Genomic DNA, 21,475 nt, shown 5'->3' on the forward strand with positions numbered 1-21,475 from the left:
CAGTTAGTTTTGTTCCTTTTTTAATGATTCATAAGTTTCAAAAACACTTAAGGACTGCAGGTAAGAAAGCTGGTAGCCTTCTTTTCCGTCAAGAATACCTAAACGCAAAATGTATGCCTTAAAAAACTTGAATGCTGTCTTGGAATATTGGGAGATACGGTTATATTTTTTGCCATGGGCCGCCAATTCCTGTCCTTTCAGAACGCCGTAATGAATCATTTTTGTTTTATAAGACTCATAATCACTAACGGAAAAATGCAAAAGTTTATTTTTCATTTCGCCAACCGTTCCGTTAACATGGAGCGTTTCATGAACTTTTTTTCCACTGATATACCGGGCCCTGGATTTTCTGAAAAGCCTGAAGTTTTTGTCAGTCTGCGTTCCTGAATAGTGAATCGGCTTTCCGGCAAAGTAAAATTTCCGGTAAAAGTAATAAGCGTCTTTCTGCGCAGGCTTTTTAAGTTCGTTTATGATTTCTTTTTTGAGGGGAGCGGTGATTCTTTCGTCACCGTCAAGAAATAATACCCAATCGTTTTTTGCAGCATCCAGTGCGATATTCCTCTGCTTTGTAAAGTCTTCAAATGCGTTTTGAATGATCTTTACTTTCGGATATTTTTGTGCAATTTCTACAGTTTTGTCCGTACTGAATGAGTCTACCACGATAATTTCGTCACAGAAATCAAAGCATTCCAGTACTTCCTGAATGTTTTTTTCTTCGTTATAGGTTATGATTAAGCCACTTACATTCATCACACCTTGTTCTGTCATTACCAATTAATTTATCTTTCCTAAAACATTTTTAATCTACCAAAGATAAGTTTTAATTTGAAATGTATCAGCGTATCTTTCCCCTTTATGTCTATTCTGCACAGTTCATAAGGTTTTCGGGTTGGGAAATAATTGATTTTATTTCCGATTCTGACCGCGTAGAGAATTCCCAGACGTTGCAAAACTGAAAAAACGGCTGTTTTTGCCGGATCTTTTTTGGGATATTTCCCGTAAGGATAGGCCAGAACCTTTGAATATTGTATATTTTCATCCTCCAGAATCTGCATGTTTTTTTGAAGATCATGTTCTATAAAATCAGCAGAAACACTTCTGAAGTTTTGATGAGAATGACTGTGAAGAGCAATTTCAAAACGTTCACGGTTAAGATTACGAATCTCCTCAAAATTCATCATCTCATTATTTTTATATCCTTTCTGAATAAATTCTGTGGGAATAAATATCGTTGCATTCAGATTGTATTTTTCCAATAAGGCCGGGAGATGGACTTCATTATTTTTGTATCCGTCATCAAAGGTGATAATAATGCTTCTTCTGCATGGAATATTCAATTCACTGAAAAACCTGGATTGATATTTTTTTTGGTTTAAATATTTAAATTGATCCTCAAGATTCTTCAGGCTAACCGTAAGATCTTCGCCGCTTTCTTCTGCAATCTGATGATACATTAAAATGATCATCCGGTTTTTGGGGAATAAATAAAGATAAAGCCGGAAATAAATGACAACAAAAAGCAATACGGGTGTGGTGAAATAAAGAATCATCATAACTCACCACATTTTTTTCTGATTTCCCGGATTCTTATTTTTTCACGCAGTTTTATGTATTTTAAAAAAGTATAATAGGACATGGTCTTCGCTACGTAAAATCCCGCAAAACCATCTAAAAAGCCAAATTTAAATACAAATACTTTGATAAACTCGAAAACGGGACTGATGATGATTTTAAAATTCTGATATTTTTTCCCGCGTTCAAACATCTTTTCCGCCATCATATCAGAATACGTATTGATTTTAGCAATGTGATGATGAATGCTTTTGTAGGTAAAGTGGTCTATTTTTCCTTCCAGAATTCCCGCTTTTTGGCTGGTAATCAGGAATTCATGGACTTTATCATCAGAATATTTTGCAGAATCTTTTCTGAAGAGCCTTTCTTTGCACACATTTCCCCATCCTCCAAACCTGATCAGGTGGATGCCGAGATGATTGTTGTATCTGGCCTTATATACACAGTGTCCCGTATTTCCTGAAGAAATGATATTCCGGATCGACTGCAGCATCTCTTCATCCGGGACTTCATCTGCATCCAGAAAAAGCACCCACTGCTTTGAACAAAGGCTGAGTGCATAATTTTTCTGCTCACCATACCCGTTGAATTTCCTTTCATAAAATTTTATATCCGGATAATTCTGAAGACAGATTTCCTTCGTCCTGTCTGTGGAATGGCTGTCTACGATAATAACTTCATCAACGGTGTCTTTAACGGCATTAAGTAATCTTACAATATTATCTTCTTCATTGTAAGTAATGACTGCGAGGGAAAGTGCCATTTGTGTTAAAAAGAAAGGATGGTTTTTTCAATAATTTTCACACAATCCAAAAGCTGCTCTTCCGTAATAACCAATGGTGGAGCCAGTCTGATGATATTTCCGTGGGTAGGCTTCGCTAAAAGTCCGTTTTCTTTTAACTTTAAACAGATATTCCATGCGGTGGAGCTTTCCGGTGTGTCATTGATCAGAATGGCATTCAGTAATCCTTTTCCCCGAACTTTTGTGATCAGAGCGGACTTTTCTATTATTTTTTCAATCTCAGATCTGAATAATTTTCCAAGTTCTTCAGCTCTTTCAGATAATTTTTCTTCCTCTACGACATTAAGGGCGGCTACTGCTACTGCGCAGGCAATAGGATTTCCTCCAAAAGTAGAACCGTGTTGGCCGGGTTTTATGACGTTCATGATCTCGTTATCGGCTAAAACTGCTGATACCGGATACATGCCTCCGGATAAGGCTTTTCCTAAAATCAAAATATCAGGCTGTACATCTTCATGATGACAGGCAATCAGTTTTCCGGTTCTTGCGATTCCGGTCTGAACTTCGTCTGCGATGAAAAGAACATTGTGTTTTTTACACAATTCGGAAGCATTTTTCAGGAAACCGTCATTCGGAACATAAACTCCCGCTTCACCCTGGATGGGTTCAACTAAAAATGCTGCAATATTTCCAGCTTCTCTGTTAAGAACTTCTTCAAGAGCAGCAATATCGTTATAAGGGATTTTAATAAATCCGGGTGTAAAAGGACCATAATTCTGATTGGCATCAGGATCATTTGAAAATGAAACGATCGTCGTTGTTCTTCCGTGGAAGTTGTTTTCACAGACAATAATTTTTGCTGCATTTTCGGAAATTCCTTTTACTTCATAGCTCCATTTTCTGGCTAATTTTACGGCAGTTTCTACCGCTTCAGCCCCGGAATTCATAGGTAAAACTTTATCAAAACCGAAAAGATGGGTGATTTTTTCTTCGTATTCTCCCAGCTTTGAATTGTAGAAAGCTCTCGATGTCAAAGCCAGTTTTTTAGCCTGCTCTACTAAAGCGTCTACGATTTTCGGATGTGAATGTCCTTGGTTTACTGCAGAATAAGCTGAAAGAAAATCATAATATTTCTTACCTTCGACATCCCATACGAAAACGCCTTCTCCTCTGTCTAACACCACAGGAAGAGGGTGGTAATTGTGGGCGCCGTATTTATCTTCAAGGCCAATAAAATATTGTGAATCTTTCACTGTTTCTGCTGTTGACATATATGTTGATTTTGCGCAAATGTAAACATTATAAATGAGATGGATAAACAGAAAATAGACACTGAAAAACAGCCTGATCCGAGAACATTTTAATGCTGAAAACAGATGTCTTTAAAAATATTATTGACATTAAGATCATGTTGCAGGTATAATATCTTTCTGTAAAAGTATATTAACAAATAATAAATTTACGGATAAAGGTCATGATCTATATAAAACTTACAATGTGGCAAAATCGTTTCTAAATGAATAACCTCCTCCAAAATAAGATCACTTTCCATCTGGAAATGGCTGCTGAATTCATAACCCAGAGAAGCTACGTGCAATTCTTTTAGGTTTTGAAGCTGATCGAGCTGGTAAATATCTTTAACGGTAATTTCTGTTTTCCAGATGTCCAGATATTCCAGGTCGGTTAATGTATTGAGATAGGGAAGGCTTTTTTTCGTAATGTTTGGGTGTTTCATTAATGTCAGGCTTTTTAACTGCTGAACATGGGAAATCAGACGTACCGTTTCATCCGTAATTTTTGTTTCCTTAAAATATAGATAATGGATGATTTTCACCCTCTCAAAAAGGATTGCAATATATTCATCGTCATCCGAGGAGTCGATGCTTGTAAATCCGGGTATTTCATCCGGAATCCTTTTCGAATCTTTGATTCTGGCAAAATCCCACCAGAATTTCTTTTCTTTCCCTTTCAGTTTCATTCTTACGTATTAAAATTAATCATACCAGGGATCTTTCTGAATTTCATAGCCCGCTTTCCGAAAAGCTTTCTGAAGCTCAATACCCAGGCTGTCGTCTTCTTTTTCATCAGTGATGTATAAGAAAAACAGGCTTTCATGTATGACTTGTGCTTTTGAACCTTCATCAACTGTTGTAAAGTGTGTTTCAACTGCATTTTTTTCGGTTTCTAAAATAATCTGGATATCTTTTCCTATCTTTTTTATTTGATGTAATGGAACTTCTTGTTTTATAATCTGATAACCCTTGGAATACGGACTTGTTTTTTTAATGGTAAAAGTCAGGATCTTGTCTTTATTGATAGAGAACTCTTCGATAATGCTGATGGTATCTTCATTAAAGTTGGAGGATTGAAGTTGATTTTTTACTTCTTTTTTCAGTTTCCGATTCAAAATTTTCAAAATTTCTTTTTCCTGCGCAAAATTAAGATTCCAGAATGTCGAAAACAAAATAACTAAAAATGGGAATATATTTTTTATTTTCATAAATAATTAAATATCAGTTATAAATCTTCTATGAATATCACTTTCTTCTCCTCTACGTATAGCCCCTTTCCTTCGAGATATTCTGTCATTAGTTTATCTTCATCAAATTTTTTTGCCCAAAAAGAAGATGGGTCAACAGGCAGAATGAAATTAAAGCTAAGTTTTTGATGGGTAAAATTTTTTGTGTTTAATAAGAGGTTTTATCAAAATTATTGTAAGGCTAGCAGTCGCACAATCATACAAAAGGGTGATTTTTAAACAAAAAAACCGTCTCATTTTTGAGACGGTTTGGAAATTTATTTTAAAATAATCTTAATGATTATCATATTTTCTATCCATTACAAAATCCTCCATGAATTTCGTCGTATAGTTTCCTGAAAGATAATCTTCATTATCCATCAGCTGTCTGTGGAAAGGAATTGTCGTTTTTACACCTTCAATATAAAATTCTTCCAGTGCTCTTCTCATTTTGGCAATCGCTTCCTCACGGGTTTGAGCCGTGGTAATCAGCTTGGCGATCATTGAGTCGTAATTGGAAGGAATTGTATATCCTGAATAAACGTGTGTATCAACTCTTACCCCGTGTCCGCCAGGAATATTCAATCCTGTAATTTTCCCCGGAGAAGGTCGGAAATCCATGTAAGGATCTTCCGCATTGATTCTACACTCGATGGAATGTAGCTTAGGGTAATAATTGATTCCTGAAATCGGCGTTCCTGCAGCTAAAAGAATCTGTTCTCTGATCAGGTCATAATCAATAACCTGTTCCGTGATCGGGTGTTCTACCTGGATTCTTGTATTCATTTCCATGAAATAGAAATTTCTGTGCTTGTCTACCAGGAATTCGATCGTTCCTACACCTTCGTATCCGATAAATTCTGCAGCCTTAACAGCAGCTTCACCCATTTTCTCACGAAGTTCGTCCGTCATGAAAGGAGAAGGCGTTTCTTCCGTCAGTTTCTGATTTCTTCTCTGTACCGAGCAGTCTCTTTCCGAAAGGTGACACGCTTTCCCGAATTGGTCTCCCGCAACCTGAATTTCAATATGTCTTGGTTCCTCGATCAGTTTTTCCATGTACATGCCTCCGTTACCGAAAGCGGCCACCGCTTCCTGAATAGCAGATTCCCAGTGGTCTTTAAGGTCTTCGGCTTTCCAAACAGCTCTCATCCCTTTTCCGCCGCCTCCTGCTGTTGCTTTGATCATTACAGGATACCCCGTCTCTTCAGCAATTTTTACGGCATGTTCATAAGATTCTATTAATCCGTCGGAACCGGGTACACAAGGTACACCCGCTGCCTTCATTGTTGCCTTGGCATTGGCTTTATCTCCCATTTTTTCGATTTGCTCAGGGGTAGCACCAATGAACTTAATACCGTTCTTCTGGCAGATTCTTGAAAAGTTGGCATTTTCAGATAAGAAACCGTAACCCGGGTGAATGGCATCTGCATTGGTAATTTCTGCAGCAGCAATGATATTAGGAATTTTAAGGTATGAGTCTTTGCTCATTGCAGGACCAATACAAACCGCCTCATCAGCAAATCTTACGTGAAGACTGTCTTTGTCTGCCGTAGAATATACCGCAACGGTCTTGATCCCCATTTCTTTACAAGTACGTAAGATACGCATTGCAATTTCGCCACGATTGGCTATTAATATTTTTTTGAACATCTTCTTTAATTTGAAAATTAGATAATTTGAAAATTAGACATGAGTACGAAACTTAAAAGTTAGCTATCTAACTTCTATTTTCTAAATTCTAACTTCTAACTAAATTATGATGGATCTACTAAGAATAAAGGTTGGTCGTATTCTACAGGGGTAGCATCATCTACTAAGATTTTAACGATCTTTCCGCTTACTTCAGACTCGATCTGGTTGAATAGCTTCATCGCCTCGATCACACAAACAACTTTTCCGTTTGAAACTTCATCGCCGACATTTACAAATACATCTTTGTCCGGAGAAGGTTTTCTGTAGAAAGTACCGATCATAGGAGACTTAATGGTAACATATTTACTATTATCAGCAGCCGGCTCGGTGCTTTGTGCCGGAGCTGCCGCAGGAGTTGCTGCCGGTGCCGGAGCCGCCGCTACCTGTTGAGGAGCCGTATGGTAAACCGCAGGCTGAGCATAAGCCATTTCGCTTCCTGCTAATGGAGTTTTAATAGTGATTTCGAAATCTTTAGTCTTGTATTTTACTTCAGATACTTCTGCTTTAGATACAAACTTAATAAGATTTTGTATGTCTTTAATGTCCATAAAATTGATATTTGATTTTGGGTCAAAGATACCAAAAAATCGTAAAAAACAACAAAAAACCGCCAAATTTTATAAAAATCGGGCGGTTTTTGTATAAAAACGAGTGTTTTTCAGTGAAAGCGACTCTTAGTTTTCTTCAGTAGTTGCTACTTCTTTTTCCAATACTACTTTACCTCTGTAGTAAAGTTTTCCTTCATGCCAGTGAGCTCTGTGGTATAGGTGAAGCTCTCCTGTTGTTGCATCTTTAGCCAATTGAGGAACTACAGCTTTATAGTGAGTTCTTCTCTTATCTCTTCTTGTAGACGACTGTCTTCTCTTTGGATGTGCCATTTTCTAATAACTTTTTTAACTGATGAGCGATGAGATTCATCATCTCATCATTAAACTATTTAATTTTTATTCTTTAAATTTTTTAGTGCGTCCCAACGGGGATCACTTTCATGTTCTTCTTCTTCATCTTCTTTCGGACTGAACTTTTCCAGGATTGCAAGATCTTCATCACTCACATTCGGTGAGATTTTCTTCATCGGGATTGATAGCGCTACATTTTCGTACATCAGCTGTGCTATATTGAAAGCATAATCGTTTGTAGGAATCGTAATGACGTCTTCTTCACTGTCGTCATATTCTTCACCGAATTTTACCAAAACCTTGATTTCATTTTCGATAGGGTGGTCAAAACTTTCGTTTGTAATGTCGCAAACCAGCTCTACCATGCCATCTGCTTTAATCTCAAATTCCAGGAATGTAGTATGCTTGTCTAATAAGACATCTACTGAAATTCTGGGATTTGTAAATTCCTGTTCAGTGTCAAATAATTGAAAGAACTCTTTATCTATCTCAAACCTGAACTCGTGCTTGCCGGTTTTTAGCCCGGAAAAGCTTACGTCATAGTTTCTTAACTTGTCCATAAAATGAGTGTGCAAAAATATGCAATTTTTTTATAATAACAAATAAATTCTAAAACAAATTAATTTAAAATCTCTTTTAAAGGTTTAGCCTTCAGATTCGTCCGGCAAATCTTCGTCTATTCCGTTATCAACAGCCATTTTTCTGGGCTGAAGCCGGTTGCTCATCAAATCGTTGTATTCGCTTCGGTGTCTGAATATTTTAATGGCAGTGAAAATAGCTTCCGTAAAACTTTGTTCATCGGCCATATTTTTACCGGCAATATCGTAGGCCGTTCCGTGATCGGGTGATGTCCTGATGAACGGAAGCCCTGCGGTATAATTTACGCCTTCTTCATAGGCCAGTGTTTTAAAAGGTGCTAAGCCCTGATCGTGGTACATGGCCAGAACCGCATCGAAACTTTTATATTTTCCCGGCTGGAAAAAACTGTCGGCAGGGAAGGGGCCGAATGCAAGGATTCCGTTGTCTGAAAGTTCCTTAATGGCCGGCGCGATGATCTCAATTTCTTCTTTTCCGATTACGCCGCCGTCACCCGCGTGCGGATTCAGTCCTAAAACGGCAATTTTAGGTTTTGTAATATTGAAATCTTCAATTAAAGTCTGGTTTAAAACCCGGATCTGCTTTTTAATTTTTTCCTTGGAAATATTTTCAGCAACCTGGGCGATCGGGATGTGATGCGTCAGCACGGCGACTTTTAATTCTTCCGTTACCAGGAACATCAATCCTTTTTTATTGAATTTTTCTTCAAAATATCCGGTGTGTCCTGCGTGTTTGAAGCCCATTTTCACCATCTCATCTTTATTGATCGGTGCTGTGACAAGGACATCGATTTCTCCTTTCAGTAAAGCTTCTGTGGCCGCTTCCAGCGAGTCGATGGCCATTTTGGTGGATTCTTCCGTCGGTGTTCCCAGCTCTACTGTAGAATTGTCCTTCACCAGGTTTACCATGTTTATTTTTGCTCCCTGTGCCTGTGACGCTTCGTTGATGTAGTTGAAGTTTACGTTAAGTTTGAAAATATTTTTCTGATAGGTAAATAATTTTCCCGAACCAAAAATTACCGGAGTGAAAAAATCCGTAATGGTTTTGTCAGCCAGGGATTTCATAATGATTTCGGGACCGATGCCGTTGAAATCTCCTATTGAAATTCCTACTCGTACTTTATGGTTTTTTGGGCTCATTTTGATTATCTTTGAAGATTAATAAACTACAAATTTAGCAAAAAATAATATGTTCACAGGAATAATTGAAGCAGTTGGAATAATTGAGAAGATTGAAGAAAACGGAAGCAATATTGATTTTACTTTAACCTGCCCTTTTACCCATGAGTTGAAAATCGACCAGAGCCTGGCGCACAACGGCTGTTGTCTTACCGTCGTGAAGATCGACGGAAACCAATACGTAGTAACAGCCATCAATGAAACTTTAGAAAAAACAAACCTCGGAAAATGGGAAGTCGGAACGGTGGTAAACCTTGAACGATGCATGAAAATGGACGGAAGACTCGACGGACATATCGTGCAGGGACACGTTGATAAAACAGGGGAGGTAGTAAATATTGAAAACAAAGACGGAAGTTATTTCATCACCATGTCATACGAAAGCGATGGAAGTTTTGTGACGGTTCCGCAGGGTTCTATCACGGTAAACGGAATCAGTCTTACGGTTGCCAAAAGCGAAGATAACAGGTTTTCAGTGGCGATTATTCCTTATACCTGGGAATTTACAAACATGAAATATTTGAAAATTGGGGATAAAGTTAATTTAGAATTTGATATAATTGGTAAGTATATTGCTAGGTTAATTAAAAAACAGAATGTCAATTAGTATGTACAAAGGATATAGCTTAAGAAACCGTGTCTTTTTTGGATTCTTATTGGTATGTCTTTTAAGTGTAGTGGCTTCCTCACTGGTTCCTTATTTTGTCCTCAGGGAAAATTCTGTACAGAAAAGCAGGATTGATATGCAGGAAAAAACAGGAGCGGTCATAAGGTACCTGGATTATGCAGTGAGCATGAAACATACCGAAACTCAAGATCTTCCCCGGCTTCTGGATAACAAAATCTTTGAAATTGCCGATATCAATCAGCATGATATCATTTTATATGATTTAAAAGGGAATTATCTGCTTTCAAATAAAGAAGAAAGTCTGGTAGAACAGAAAAAGATTCCTATTAATATTGTCAACAGAATTCTGGCTACCAAAGCCAGGGTTGATATTAAAGGCTATGATGCTTCCAGGGATGCAGTTCTTACCTCTTCCTATCTTTTGCTGAAAAACAATGATCTTGAGCCGATTGCCATTGTATACATTCCTTTGTATCATAATGAATCGGCTTATTTTGATGTTCTGAATACTTATGTAAAATATATAATCCTTGTCGATATCATTCTTATTTTATTCAGTGTCTGGTTCAGTTGGGTAATGTCTAACAGTCTTGCTAAAAACATCACTAAGTTTTCCGATATGATTACCCGTATTACCTTATTCGAAAATGAAATGCGGCCTATCAGATATTATAAAAACGATGAGCTGAATGCTCTGGCAAGGGCTTACAACCGGATGATCCTTCAGATTCAGGATCAGAAAGAAAGGCTTCGTTTCAAAGCTTCTGAAGAAGCCTGGCGCGAAATGGCCAAGCAGGTCGCCCATGAAGTGAAAAACCCGCTTACGCCAATGAAACTGACGATCCAGAATTTTGAAAGGAAATTTGATCCCGAAGATCCGAATGTAAGAGAGAAAGTAAAACAGATGAGCAAAACGATGGTGGATCAGATTGATCTTATCGCCACTGTTGCATCCGCTTTTTCCGAATTTGCCAAGTTGCCGGAAAAAAATAATGAAATCATTAATCTTAACAATGAGGTTGAGGATATCCTGCGTGTGTTCAATGATGACAGCATTTTCATGCATGCCAATAAAAGCAATATTATGATTAATATGGACAGGATTTATCTCTCCAGAATCATAACCAATCTTGTAACCAATGCAAAACAGGCGGAAAGCGATGAAAGAAAACTCATCATTAATGTTGATGTGGAACAGCATCAGCGGAGGATAATGATTTCCGTTCAGGATAATGGTATCGGGATTCCTGAGAATATTTACGAAAGAATTTTTGAACCTAATTTCACCTCCAAAAACAGCGGAATGGGCCTTGGTTTATCCATGGTCAGAAAAATGGTGGAAGACTACAAGGGAGAAATTGCCGTAAAATCCGAAGTCGGAAAAGGATCAACATTCACCATTACTTTGCCTACGAATTTATAGTGAAATCATTTCTATTTAAACAGTTTTCGATTCAGCAGTCGGAAGACGTTTTCCGTGTGGGAACCGACGGTGTTTTGCTTGGCGCCTTGGCGAATGTTGATGATGCAAACCAGGTTCTGGAAGTCGGAACGGGAACCGGACTGATCTCATTAATGCTTGCACAGAGAAATGCTGATGCCAATTTTTTTGGAATTGATATTAATAAAGAAGCGGCAAATCTTACCAGAATTAATTTTGAAAACTCGCCTTTCTCGTCCAGGCTAAAGAATGAACATCAGGATTTTAAAGAATTTGAAGCCAAAGAAAGGTTTGACCTGATTGTTTCGAATCCTCCTTATTTTGAAATCTCAGATTCTGAGAAAGATAAAATTGCGAGACAGGCGGTGGAACTGAACTTTCGCCAGCTGATCGTAAAATCCTCGACACTTCTTTCACAGGAAGGGATTTTGTCCGTCATCATTCCTGTCGAGGCCGGAAATAATTTTGTGACTATTGCTAAAGAAAGTCATTTGTATTTAATTCGAAAGATCAACATAAAAGGTATTGTTGATTCAAACGTAAAGAGGCTCATTCTCGAATTTTCCTCAACTGAAAAATCACTTCAGGAATCGGAATTTATCATAGAAAAAAGTCCGAGACAATACTCGGACCAATATCTTGAACTCACCAAAGAGTTTCATGTTTTTAAAAAAGAAGTTAGAAATTAGATTTTAGTAGTAATATGTTAAATCTAAATATTTGTTTTATTCAAATAATTCAGCGGTATCCAATACGGAAACTTTCCCATCCTCACATCTTATGGCTTCTCCCGGGAAATTCTGGATCATGTGGTAATCATGGGTAGCCATTACTACGGCAGCTCCGTTTTCCAAAGCAACCTGCTTCAGCAGCGTCATGATTTCGTTGGAGGTCTCAGGGTCAAGGTTTCCGGTAGGCTCATCCGCTAAAATAAGGTCTGGGTGATTAAGTAAAGCTCTGGCAATCGCCACACGCTGCTGTTCTCCACCGGAAAGCTCATGAGGCATCTTGTGTTTCTTACTTTTCATATTCACACTTCCCAAAACCTCATTGATGCGGTCTTCCATTTTTACTTTGTCGCTCCATCCCGTTGCTTCAAGTACGAATTTCAGATTTTTCTCCACAGTTCTGTCGGAAAGCAGCTGGAAATCCTGGAAAACGATTCCTAATTTTCTTCTGAGATTCGGAACGTCTGAAGCTCTCAGTTTAGCCAGGTCAAAGCCGACAACTGCGCCGTGCCCTGAAGCCAGAGGAATATGCCCATATAATGTTTTCAGTAATGAACTCTTCCCGGAGCCTGTTTTTCCGATAAGGTAGCAGAATCTTCCTTTTTTGATATTAAGATTTACATCAGAAAGTACGGTGAAGTTTTTCTGTGCAATCTTTGCGTGCTGCAGGTTGATAATGTTGTCTCCGGCAATATGTGTATGTGGCATAATTCAATTTTAAAAGTGCTATTCTAAAATATTTTTTCAGATTTTAAAAATAGGAAAAAGAAGACTTAGGAACCTAAATTTTAGGAAATTTTAACAACAAAAAATGCCTGAAAAACTTCTTTTCAAGCATGATTTGTAATATGATAATAAAAAGATTATCTCTTAGCGCGTGATGCACTTACAGTTAAACTCTTTCTGCCTTTAGCTCTTCTCGCAGCCAAAACTCTTCTTCCATTTGGCGTAGACATTCTTTCTCTGAAACCGTGTTTGTTTCTTCTTTTTCTTTCTGATGGCTGGAATGTTCTTTTACTCATTACTATATGTTTAAATCGTAATTATCTATTAATTTTCAGGTTGCAAAGATATGCAATTTTTTAAAAGTTACAAACTTTACCCATATTTTTTTGAAATTTTTGATAAGATTTTGCCGACGTCCAATTTATCGGGATTTTAACGCAGGCAAAAATAATACTTTCCGATTTATTTAAAAGCTCTATCTTTGGAAACTTAATTTTAAAGAAAAGAAACATCTCATGTTTACACCCGCGGAACTTTTAGAAATCAATACGTTACTTACTCCGGAAAATAAAATCGTAATCCTTACCCATTACAATCCTGATGGAGATGCTATTGGTTCCAGCTTAGGTCTTAAACATTATCTTAAAGCAAAAGGAATTTTTGCAGAAGTAATCGTTCCGAATGATTTTCCGAAATTTCTGAAATGGATGCCGGAAGCCAAAAAAGTCTTGATCGGCGAGTATAAAAGAAAAGTAGCGTCTGATCTGATTCATGACGCAGATGTTATTTTCTGTCTTGATTTTAATGCGCATTCCAGAATCGGTTTGCTGGGAGACTGGCTTAATCAGTCAAAAGCTAAAAAAATTCTTATTGATCATCATCAGCAACCCGAAGACTTTGACTTCGTATATTCGGATACCATCATTCCTGCCACATGCCAGATGGTGTATCATTTTATTGAGGCAATGGACGATGAGCAGCTTGTTGACAAAGATATTGCAGAATGTCTGTATACCGGAATCATGACTGATACAGGCGGTTTCCGTTTTCGCTCCACCAGTGCGGCAACACACCGCATTATTGCCAACCTTATCGAGCACGGGGCAGATCCTGCCATGATCACTTCCAGTACCTGGGATACCAATACGGTTTCCCGCCTTCATCTGCTGGCTTTGATTTTGGGAAGGATAGAAGTGGTAAAAGACGGCAAAGTGGCTGTTCTTTATCTTACCAGAGAAGAGCTTAAAGAATACGGTTTTCAGAAAGGGGATACAGAGGGATTTGTCAACTACGGGCTAAGTATTATGGGGGTGAAAATGGCGGCCTTTTTTATGGAAGATCTTTATGAGAATTTTATCAAGATCTCTTTCCGAAGCAAAGATGATATGGATGTGAACCAGTTTTCAAGAAAATATTTTAATGGAGGAGGGCACATCAATGCAGCCGGAGGAAAATCTTATGAATCGCTTCAGGGTACGATTGAAACCTTTAAAAATAAGATTGAGGCTGAAGACAGTTTGTAATTTAGGTACTCACACTCTCGAATATCCTTTTTCCTCAAGTTCTTTACAGGTGTATTCGTAAACTTCCTGAAACATGATATCAAGAAATTTTTTGTTGAATAGGCTGAACTTCGTCATTTTTGGCGGGTTCAGGAATATATCACAGGATTTCGCTTTTGAGTAAACAGATTTTGCAATGGCGAGGTGAAGAATACGGTCAAATTCCTTCATTAAGGTCATTTTCTCAAGGCTGTCGTAGCTGATGGAATTAACATGAGAGGCAATTAAAAAGTCACATTTATCGATAATAGGTTCAATGGGCAGGTTATCCAGAACACCGCCGTCTACGTAAATTTTTTCCCCGATCTTTACTGGAGGTAAAATAAATGGGACACTCGATGATGCGAGCAGCGGACCAAAAAGCTCACCCTCCGAGAAAAAATCTACGATGCCGTGTGTCATTTCGGTGGCCGCAACGTATACCGGAATTTTTAAAACCTTGAAATCATCCTGCGGAAAATGGTCCATGAATAATTTCAGGATAAACTTTGAACTGAAAATTCCATTTTTGGAGAGTTTTAGAAAAGACCTTGAAAAAAAAGTAGTCTGCTTCACAATTTCCATCATCTCTTCCGGCGTTTTTCCCAAAGAATAAAAGGCACCTACGATAGATCCCGCGCTGGTTCCCGAAATAATATCCGGTTTCAGATTGTATTCTTCCAAAGCTTTTAATACCGCAATATGGGCAATTCCACGCATTCCTCCGCCCGAAAGCGTAAGACCGATAACCGGTTTCTTTTTTTTGAAAGAGAATATACCCATTGAAAATTTTATCCTTACTAAGATACGGATTTATAAAGCAATTTTAAGGTTCATCGCACTCAGAATCGATTTTTATGAAAAGAGCATTGAATTTTTTATACATATTTTCGTCATAGTCGACTCTTTTTATATGATCATTCACACAGTTTCCCCAGCCGAAAGTAATTAAATCAATCGTGGCAAAATCTTCCTTTTCAGATGAGTTTAAACGTTCTTCAAATTCATCCATGATCCTTTGCGGATCGCTGTTTTTTCTACTCATTTCTTCACGGAGCTTTCTCCATTCTTCAACCATTCGGGTGTCGTTTGAATTTAAAGCTTTTGCGAAATTTTCGCATTCTTTAGAAAATTTAGGGCTAAGAAGAACTCCCGGATTTGAAAAGGCCTGGATTTCAGTTTTCCTGAATGCGTATTCGTAATCCAGTTCCCGCAATTTTTGCGCTCTTACATTTTCCCAGTATGGATCATTTACCAATTTTAAATTTTCAAGTCTCTTTTTCTGATCGGAAAAATCCTGGTCAAGTTTCGATAAGATGGCCTCTTTTTCAGCACGTACTTTCTGTAAGCCGCTAAGATTGAATACGGAAGTTGTGCTTAGCAGGGAGCCACTCATTTTGTACCAAAGGATATAAGTATCCTGCAGTTGTTCTTTCGAATATTTATCCGCATCAAAATATCCTTTATTGTCACAAAGCTCATTCTGGAAATTAAATATTTCTTCTTTGTTTTGTGATGGAGTCTCCGGATGGTTTTTACTGTTTTGAGAGGTAATGGTTTCGGCTTTGTTTTGATGATTTGTTGAAACGGTATTTTCTTTTTTACAGCTCAGGACTGCAAGAAATAGAAGTGATAAAAATCCTGTTTTCATAAAACTAAAAAACTAGATGTTTCGGTAAATTATGAAGAAGCTCCGTATTGATGATCTCTGCACAAATGGACGGTTTCTCCCAATGCCCGTTGTGCCCGCAGTCAAGAATGTAAGATTTTATGTTGGTTCTGTCTGGAAGATTTTTGATCAACGTTTCCGTCTTTACGGCGTTGTCATATTTGCCTGCCAAAACCAATATTTTAGCGTCGAGATTTTCGAGAACGTGCTTTTTATCCGTTCTCTCCACCATTCCTTTTACGGAGGCCAGGGCGCCCATATTATGTGTGGAAAGGGCTACTTCAAGCGCCGTTTCTATTTTGCCTTCAAGAATGTCCCTTTCATTGGGATTAAAAAGATTGGGGACTCCGGCTCTTGCATAATGGGCAAAAGCATCTTCAATGATTCTGTAGCTTTTGATGCGCTGTTGCTTTTTTTCTGCATCATCCGGCAAAAAGGTTGAGAAAAATAAAGTTAAACTTTTCAGGTATTCAGGATATTTTTCAGCGAATCCTAATGAAATGTAGCCACCCATCGAGTGTCCCAGCAAATGAATTTTTTGCAGATTTTGATCGTCCAGAACTTTTTTCACCTCTTCCGCCATGAGTTCCATGGTCTGGACTTCAGCAATGATGTCCGACTTTCCATGGCCGGGAAGATCGATTTTTAATAATGAAAAATTTTCAGACAGATTGGGTTCCATATCGCTCCAGATAGAAAGATTTTCCATAAAGCCGTGAAGCAGGACCAAAGTTTCTTTTCCGTTTCCCTTTCTTTCAAAATTCAGCATAGTTTCAGCAATTAAAAATGGATATCGATATGATCAACAAATCCCGAACCATTTACCATGTCCTGTAGCCTGTATGTTTTTCCGCCGTCTTTAGACATGAATGTTTTGGGCTTTTTTCGTACGTAAGGTTTTCCGTTATCGTACTCAGAAATACTCTGCGTCAGTGTTCCGGAGAAATTCACATGATTGTCCGAAACCACATTTGCAGTGCCGTCTATAGTGACATAATTTTTTCCGGATCTTATTTCTCCCGAAACTTTATAACGGTCTCTTTCACCTTCTACTTTCTCAAAGTTTAAAGAGCCTTTTTTATTAATTAAATTATGGGTGAAGGTATGTTTTCCGCTAAAATCCCTGAACCGGTTTTTAGATTTTATGCTGTCATTAATCTTGGTTCTCGCGGCATTGATAGAGTCAATGATCTTTGTGCTGTCTGCCTGATTTGAATTTGTTGCAGATGATGTTTCTTTTTTAGAACATGAAATAAGTAAAGCGGTAAAGGCGAATACGGTCAAAAAGTTTTTCATTGAATAAAATTATAACTCAAAAGTAAATAAAAAAAGAGCATTTTGAAAATGCCCTTTGATCTTTATTGGGTTAATTCTTCGTAAACTTTCTTTTCCCACGGTTTAACGTCGGTAACGCCGTAACGTTCTTTCTTGGAAATGGCAATATTATCCAGAACATCAACGAAGTTCTTATAATTGGCATCGTCGGTCGGTTCGATAATGATCGTGAAATTTTCCTTCTTAGGCGCCTTGTAATAAGCTTCGGAAATAATTCTGGTAATATTCAGCCCGTTGAAATCCGTTTCCTTTAAATTGGTTTTACTTAAATCTTCCTTCGTGCTCTGATGGTAAAATACACGGTTGTCTTTACCTAAAATAAATGTAATTTGATTATTAACATCAATTGGGGGTGTCGGTTGTGGAATTGGGTTCGGATCTTTCGCCGGTAATCCCAGATCCATCACATTAGGTTTTGTGAAATTTGTGGTAAACATAAAGAATGTAATGAGCAAAAATCCCAGATCAACCATCGGAGTCATATCTACTCTGATCATTTTTTTTCTTTGTTTGCTTCCTCCCTGCTTTTCTTGTGCAATTACTTCAGCCATGATTAATAGTTTTAAATGTTAAACAGTTTTAAAATAAGGTGTCGATTTTGTACTTATTTTTAAAAATGAATACAAAATATATACCTAATTCATATTTTAATTGCTGTTTTGTTATTATCTGAATAAGATCATTTCTATTTTGCTATGAATCAATACCATAAAAAAAGCCCTTTCGTTACAGAAAAGGCTTTATGAATATTTTAGATAAAATTATTTATTCTTTTTGAAATAGTTTACACCACATTCCAGGAATTTTTTAAAGTCTCCCTTAGGCATGTATCCCGAAACCGGTGTGTTGATCACTTTTCCGTCCGGCGTTACCAGAACGTAATGCGGCTGTGAGTTATTATTGAAATTAACCTGTTGGAATAAGCTCCATCGGTCACCGATTGTTTTCACTTTCTTTACCTGTCCGTCCCCAAGATCGATCTTTGTTTTCTGGTCTTCAGGCAATTCTTCTTTATCATCTACATATAAAGAAGCCAATACAACATCATTCTGAAGAATCGGAAGAATATCACTTTCGCTCCATACAAATTCCTCCATTTTTCTACAGTTTTCGCAGCCGTATCCTGTAAAGTCGATCAATATAGGCTTGTTTTCTTTTTTGGCAAGTTCCACTGCTTTAAAGAAATCATGTTCCGGATGCATTCCCAGAATACCGTCTTTTTCGTCGTGGAAATAGCTTACGTTCAACGGAGGTAAAATTCCGCTCAACAGCTGAAGTTTCGGACGATCGGAAGGAATTAATCCCTGTACGAGATAAATGACAAATCCCAGTCCCAGCATACCAAGAATTTTTCGGGTAGCGGAGATCTTAGGTTTTTTATCGTCGTGCGGGAACTTTATCACGCCAAATAAATATAAAGCTAATCCAAGCGCCACAAGAACCCAGATCACAATGAACAATTCTCTTTTTAATAAGAATGTTTTAGAAACGAGGTCTGCCTTGGATAAAAATTTCAGTGCTAAAGCCAGTTCTACAAAACCTAAAACAACTTTTACCGTATTCATCCAACCTCCCGATTTAGGAAGGCTTTGCAATGCCTGCGGGAATAATGCCAGCAATCCGAAAATGATCGCCCAGGCCAGTCCGAATCCTGCCAAAGCAAAGGTCAACAACATAGGAACATTAGCCGAACCGGTCACAGCGCTTCCCAATAAGCTTCCTAAAATAGGACCTGTACATGAGAACGAAACAATTACCAGTGTCAAAGCCATGAAGAAAATTCCGATTATTCCTCCTGCTTCTTCCGCCTTCGAAGATTTGTTGGCAATGGAGCTCGGCAGGGTAATGTCATAGTACCCGAAGAAGCTTCCTGCAAAGAAAATAAAGATGATGAAGAATGCGATATTCAGCCATACGCTGGTAGATATTTCGTTGAAAATATTACCGGCAATCCCGTCGATAATGTGAAAAGGAACACTTAAGAGAACAAAGATCAACAGGATGAAAAATCCGTATATGAAAGCATCTCTTTTTCCTTTCGCTTTGTTCATGCTGCCTTTCGTGAAGAAAGAAACCGTCAAAGGAATCATTGGGAAAACACAGGGTGTAAGCAAAGCAATAAGTCCTCCGATAAAACCAAGGAAAAGATAGGTCCAGTAATTTTCGTCTACTTTTGCCGTTGCTGTTCCGCAATCGGTTAATGGTTTTTGAAAATCAATCGATTCTATTTTCAGCTGTTTAGGATCCAGTTTGGAGGTTTCTGTTACCGTTATGGTGCCTTTAGCCGGGTTTTCGACTACCGTTTCCATTTTTGCAGAATCTTTTTCCGGTTCCGTGGTGGGAGCTGCCGTTTCTTGAGAAGTGCCTTTTGGGGTAACCTGTTTGTTGAATTCCAACGTATTGGGCGCAAGGCAAACCCTGTCATCACAGGTCTGGTAAGTGATTTCTGCTACAACATCGCCCGGTTTTGTGGCGTCTTTTAATTTGAATTTTTGTTTAAAGCCAGCAGAATTGGAATAAAAAATAATCTTTCCGCCAAAAGCTTCAGAAAATTCTTCGTGTTTTTTACCGACTTCCGTGAATTTACCGATCAGTTCAATATTTTTCCCCGAAACTTTATATTCGGTCGGAATTCCTGTGTCTTCCGGAATGTCTTTGGAATAAATGTGCCAACCGCTTTCCATGGTCGCATTCAGCACGGCTTCATATTGATTGTCGCCTAATTCGTTGATTGTAAATTTAAATTTTACAGGATTTTTGATTTGTGCATTGATTCCGGTTGCCAAAAACAGCAGAACCAATAAAAACCAGTTTCTAAATTTCATTTTTACTTCTTATTAAAATTTTGAGAATATATCCGGAGTTCTCATTCCCCGCATTTCTCCGGTCCTGTCTGAAAGGAATAATCCCGAGTACGGAATTTTCACGGTCGGTAAGGATCCAGATTTTTTGCCTCGCTAAAATAGATATTTTTTCGTCCCTAAAAAACTTAGAAACTTTCTTTTTCCCTGAAAATCCGGACGGATGAAATTCATCACCGTTCTCCGCCCTTCTCAATCGCAGCGGAAACCTTAGTTTTTGGGCATCAAAAGTCCATTCAAGACTTTTATTGATTGATTCGATTTCAATTATATTTTCGAGATTAATGGTCATTTGGTTTTCAGAAAATTCAAATTTTTCTATCAAAAGAATCTCTTCAGAATGGTTTGTGCCTGGTTTTCCCGTTTGTGCCTTTAATTCCGTTAAAACCAATTCGTCATAATTTACCATCAACTGATATTCTTTGGAAAAAAATGAACTGCCGTTTTCAGCCTTGAAGATTTTAGGAATTCCTTCCTCCCGGTTAAAGCCGTATTTTTTTAAAATTTCAAACTTCACAAAATCACTTTCCCGCCCAAGTTGTTCTTTTGAAAAGATTTTGTGGGATGGGTTAAATATTGCAATGCGGTTTTCGATTTCGCGGATCTGTTGCTGTACAAAATCTTTTGTCTGGTTAAGGTACCGTGAACTTTTTTTAAAGTTTTCAAGGAAATGATCATTGGTCTGTGTCAATTGCGGAACGATTTCATTCCGTATTTTATTTCTTAAATAATCATTTTTCCGATTGGAGAGATCTTCCCGGAATTCAATACCGCTCTTTTGGGCAAAAGCATAAATCTCTTCTTTTGTAAAATCGAGCAAAGGCCGTAAAATTTGGTTGTCATGAGCAGGGATTCCGCTTAAGCCATTGATGCCGGCAGCTTTTGAAAGATTGATAATGAATGTTTCGAGCTGGTCATTAAGATGATGGGCGGTCACTAAAAAATCCAGTTTTTCCTTTTTCCGGATCTGGTTAAAAAAAGCATACCTCAATTCCCTTGCCCAAAGCTGAATGGAATTTTCCGGTTTTTGGTCGTTGTCGGAGACTTCGTAGAGATGAAATTTAATATCATTTTTTCTGCAGAAATCCTCTACTGTTTTTTGATCGAGATCAGAATCGTTGCCACGCAGCTTGTAATTAATATGGGCAACCTGAAATGACAGTCCCGAATTTTTAAAAAGATGCGCTAAAACCATAGAATCTGCGCCGCCGCTCACCGCAAGAAGGTAGCTCCGGCTGAAAGGCGAGGGTACCAGATTCTGTAACTGATTTTTAAAGGAGGTGGTTTCCAACATGTATGCTGAGAATTTCTTTGTGCAAAGATAATCGATATAATTAAAATGAATTTT

General features: G+C 37.9%; 24 protein-coding genes. 4 read left to right on the forward strand and 20 right to left on the reverse strand.

Annotation, left to right across the window (positions count from 1 at the left end; all coding sequences use genetic code 11):
• Nucleotides 1-3: 3 nt before the first annotated feature.
• From AC0N32_RS18240 to pdxA, 11 genes are all read right to left on the reverse strand, one after another.
• Nucleotides 4-768 (reverse strand): glycosyltransferase family 2 protein, encoded by a 765-nt coding sequence (locus AC0N32_RS18240; RefSeq protein ID WP_476395274.1) that lies wholly within the window; start codon nt 766-768, stop codon nt 4-6.
• A gap of 20 nt (nt 769-788) precedes the next feature.
• A complete protein-coding gene (locus AC0N32_RS18245; protein ID WP_476395275.1) occupies nt 789-1,553 on the reverse strand; it encodes a polysaccharide deacetylase family protein in 765 nt (254 codons plus the stop codon).
• Nucleotides 1,550-2,335, reverse strand: a complete 786-nt coding sequence (locus tag AC0N32_RS18250; protein WP_476395276.1) for a glycosyltransferase family 2 protein — start codon at nt 2,333-2,335, stop codon at nt 1,550-1,552. Before AC0N32_RS18250 ends, AC0N32_RS18245 begins: the two co-directional genes overlap by 4 nt.
• Before the next feature lie 5 nt (nt 2,336-2,340).
• The gene (rocD, locus tag AC0N32_RS18255; protein WP_476395277.1) at nt 2,341-3,585 is read right to left on the reverse strand and encodes an ornithine--oxo-acid transaminase; all 1,245 of its coding nucleotides are present in this window, start codon (nt 3,583-3,585) and stop codon (nt 2,341-2,343) included.
• A gap of 188 nt (nt 3,586-3,773) precedes the next feature.
• On the reverse strand, nt 3,774-4,292 hold the full coding sequence (locus AC0N32_RS18260; RefSeq protein ID WP_476395278.1) for a hypothetical protein: 519 nt from the start codon (nt 4,290-4,292) through the stop codon (nt 3,774-3,776).
• Between the two features lie 15 nt (nt 4,293-4,307).
• Entirely contained in the window at nt 4,308-4,730 is a 423-nt protein-coding gene (locus AC0N32_RS18265) for a hypothetical protein (protein WP_476395279.1), read from the reverse strand.
• A gap of 396 nt (nt 4,731-5,126) precedes the next feature.
• Nucleotides 5,127-6,482 (reverse strand): acetyl-CoA carboxylase biotin carboxylase subunit, encoded by a 1,356-nt coding sequence (accC, locus tag AC0N32_RS18270; RefSeq protein WP_089853068.1) that lies wholly within the window; start codon nt 6,480-6,482, stop codon nt 5,127-5,129.
• 104 nt (nt 6,483-6,586) lie between these two features.
• On the reverse strand, nt 6,587-7,072 hold the full coding sequence (gene accB, locus AC0N32_RS18275) for an acetyl-CoA carboxylase biotin carboxyl carrier protein (protein ID WP_476395280.1): 486 nt from the start codon (nt 7,070-7,072) through the stop codon (nt 6,587-6,589).
• Nucleotides 7,073-7,198: 126 nt separating this feature from the next.
• The gene (gene rpmF, locus AC0N32_RS18280; RefSeq protein ID WP_007843326.1) at nt 7,199-7,402 is read right to left on the reverse strand and encodes a 50S ribosomal protein L32; all 204 of its coding nucleotides are present in this window, start codon (nt 7,400-7,402) and stop codon (nt 7,199-7,201) included.
• A gap of 59 nt (nt 7,403-7,461) precedes the next feature.
• Nucleotides 7,462-7,983 (reverse strand): YceD family protein, encoded by a 522-nt coding sequence (locus tag AC0N32_RS18285; protein ID WP_476395281.1) that lies wholly within the window; start codon nt 7,981-7,983, stop codon nt 7,462-7,464.
• An 84-nt stretch (nt 7,984-8,067) separates the two neighbouring features.
• Nucleotides 8,068-9,159, reverse strand: coding sequence for a 4-hydroxythreonine-4-phosphate dehydrogenase PdxA (gene pdxA / locus AC0N32_RS18290; protein ID WP_476395282.1), 1,092 nt, complete (start codon nt 9,157-9,159; stop codon nt 8,068-8,070).
• A gap of 49 nt (nt 9,160-9,208) precedes the next feature.
• Here pdxA and AC0N32_RS18295 point away from each other — a divergent pair, with 49 nt between their 5' ends.
• Genes AC0N32_RS18295 through AC0N32_RS18305 form a run of 3 tightly spaced genes read left to right on the forward strand, consistent with a single transcriptional unit; the run spans nt 9,209 to nt 11,956 of the window.
• The gene (locus AC0N32_RS18295) at nt 9,209-9,805 is read left to right on the forward strand and encodes a riboflavin synthase (protein ID WP_476395283.1); all 597 of its coding nucleotides are present in this window, start codon (nt 9,209-9,211) and stop codon (nt 9,803-9,805) included.
• A complete protein-coding gene (locus AC0N32_RS18300; protein ID WP_476395284.1) occupies nt 9,795-11,249 on the forward strand; it encodes a sensor histidine kinase in 1,455 nt (484 codons plus the stop codon). Before AC0N32_RS18295 ends, AC0N32_RS18300 begins: the two co-directional genes overlap by 11 nt.
• A complete protein-coding gene (locus AC0N32_RS18305; protein ID WP_476395285.1) occupies nt 11,249-11,956 on the forward strand; it encodes a tRNA1(Val) (adenine(37)-N6)-methyltransferase in 708 nt (235 codons plus the stop codon). Before AC0N32_RS18300 ends, AC0N32_RS18305 begins: the two co-directional genes overlap by 1 nt.
• Before the next feature lie 36 nt (nt 11,957-11,992).
• Here AC0N32_RS18305 and AC0N32_RS18310 read toward each other — a convergent pair whose 3' ends face one another.
• Both AC0N32_RS18310 and rpmH read right to left on the reverse strand, forming a co-directional pair.
• Nucleotides 11,993-12,703, reverse strand: a complete 711-nt coding sequence (locus AC0N32_RS18310) for a cell division ATP-binding protein FtsE (protein ID WP_476395286.1) — start codon at nt 12,701-12,703, stop codon at nt 11,993-11,995.
• Between the two features lie 155 nt (nt 12,704-12,858).
• The gene (gene rpmH / locus AC0N32_RS18315; RefSeq protein WP_007843334.1) at nt 12,859-13,017 is read right to left on the reverse strand and encodes a 50S ribosomal protein L34; all 159 of its coding nucleotides are present in this window, start codon (nt 13,015-13,017) and stop codon (nt 12,859-12,861) included.
• Nucleotides 13,018-13,236: 219 nt separating this feature from the next.
• Here rpmH and AC0N32_RS18320 point away from each other — a divergent pair, with 219 nt between their 5' ends.
• On the forward strand, nt 13,237-14,244 hold the full coding sequence (locus AC0N32_RS18320; protein WP_476395287.1) for a DHH family phosphoesterase: 1,008 nt from the start codon (nt 13,237-13,239) through the stop codon (nt 14,242-14,244).
• A gap of 9 nt (nt 14,245-14,253) precedes the next feature.
• Here the strand turns inward: AC0N32_RS18320 and AC0N32_RS18325 are convergent, their stop codons facing one another.
• From AC0N32_RS18325 to tilS, 7 genes are all read right to left on the reverse strand, one after another.
• On the reverse strand, nt 14,254-15,045 hold the full coding sequence (locus tag AC0N32_RS18325) for a patatin-like phospholipase family protein (protein ID WP_476395288.1): 792 nt from the start codon (nt 15,043-15,045) through the stop codon (nt 14,254-14,256).
• Between the two features lie 43 nt (nt 15,046-15,088).
• Complete coding sequence (locus AC0N32_RS18330; protein ID WP_476395289.1) at nt 15,089-15,913, reverse strand: hypothetical protein; 825 nt, start codon at nt 15,911-15,913, stop codon at nt 15,089-15,091.
• Nucleotides 15,914-15,917: 4 nt separating this feature from the next.
• The gene (locus AC0N32_RS18335) at nt 15,918-16,700 is read right to left on the reverse strand and encodes an alpha/beta fold hydrolase (RefSeq protein ID WP_476395290.1); all 783 of its coding nucleotides are present in this window, start codon (nt 16,698-16,700) and stop codon (nt 15,918-15,920) included.
• An 11-nt stretch (nt 16,701-16,711) separates the two neighbouring features.
• On the reverse strand, nt 16,712-17,227 hold the full coding sequence (locus AC0N32_RS18340) for a hypothetical protein (protein ID WP_476395291.1): 516 nt from the start codon (nt 17,225-17,227) through the stop codon (nt 16,712-16,714).
• A 62-nt stretch (nt 17,228-17,289) separates the two neighbouring features.
• Complete coding sequence (locus tag AC0N32_RS18345; protein ID WP_476395292.1) at nt 17,290-17,817, reverse strand: biopolymer transporter ExbD; 528 nt, start codon at nt 17,815-17,817, stop codon at nt 17,290-17,292.
• 210 nt (nt 17,818-18,027) lie between these two features.
• On the reverse strand, nt 18,028-20,091 hold the full coding sequence (locus tag AC0N32_RS18350; protein WP_476395293.1) for a protein-disulfide reductase DsbD family protein: 2,064 nt from the start codon (nt 20,089-20,091) through the stop codon (nt 18,028-18,030).
• The gene (gene tilS / locus AC0N32_RS18355; RefSeq protein ID WP_476395294.1) at nt 20,081-21,421 is read right to left on the reverse strand and encodes a tRNA lysidine(34) synthetase TilS; all 1,341 of its coding nucleotides are present in this window, start codon (nt 21,419-21,421) and stop codon (nt 20,081-20,083) included. The genes AC0N32_RS18350 and tilS overlap by 11 nt, the downstream gene beginning before the upstream one ends.
• Between the last annotated feature and the right edge of the window lie 54 nt (nt 21,422-21,475).

The organism is Chryseobacterium endophyticum (genome assembly GCF_056333165.1).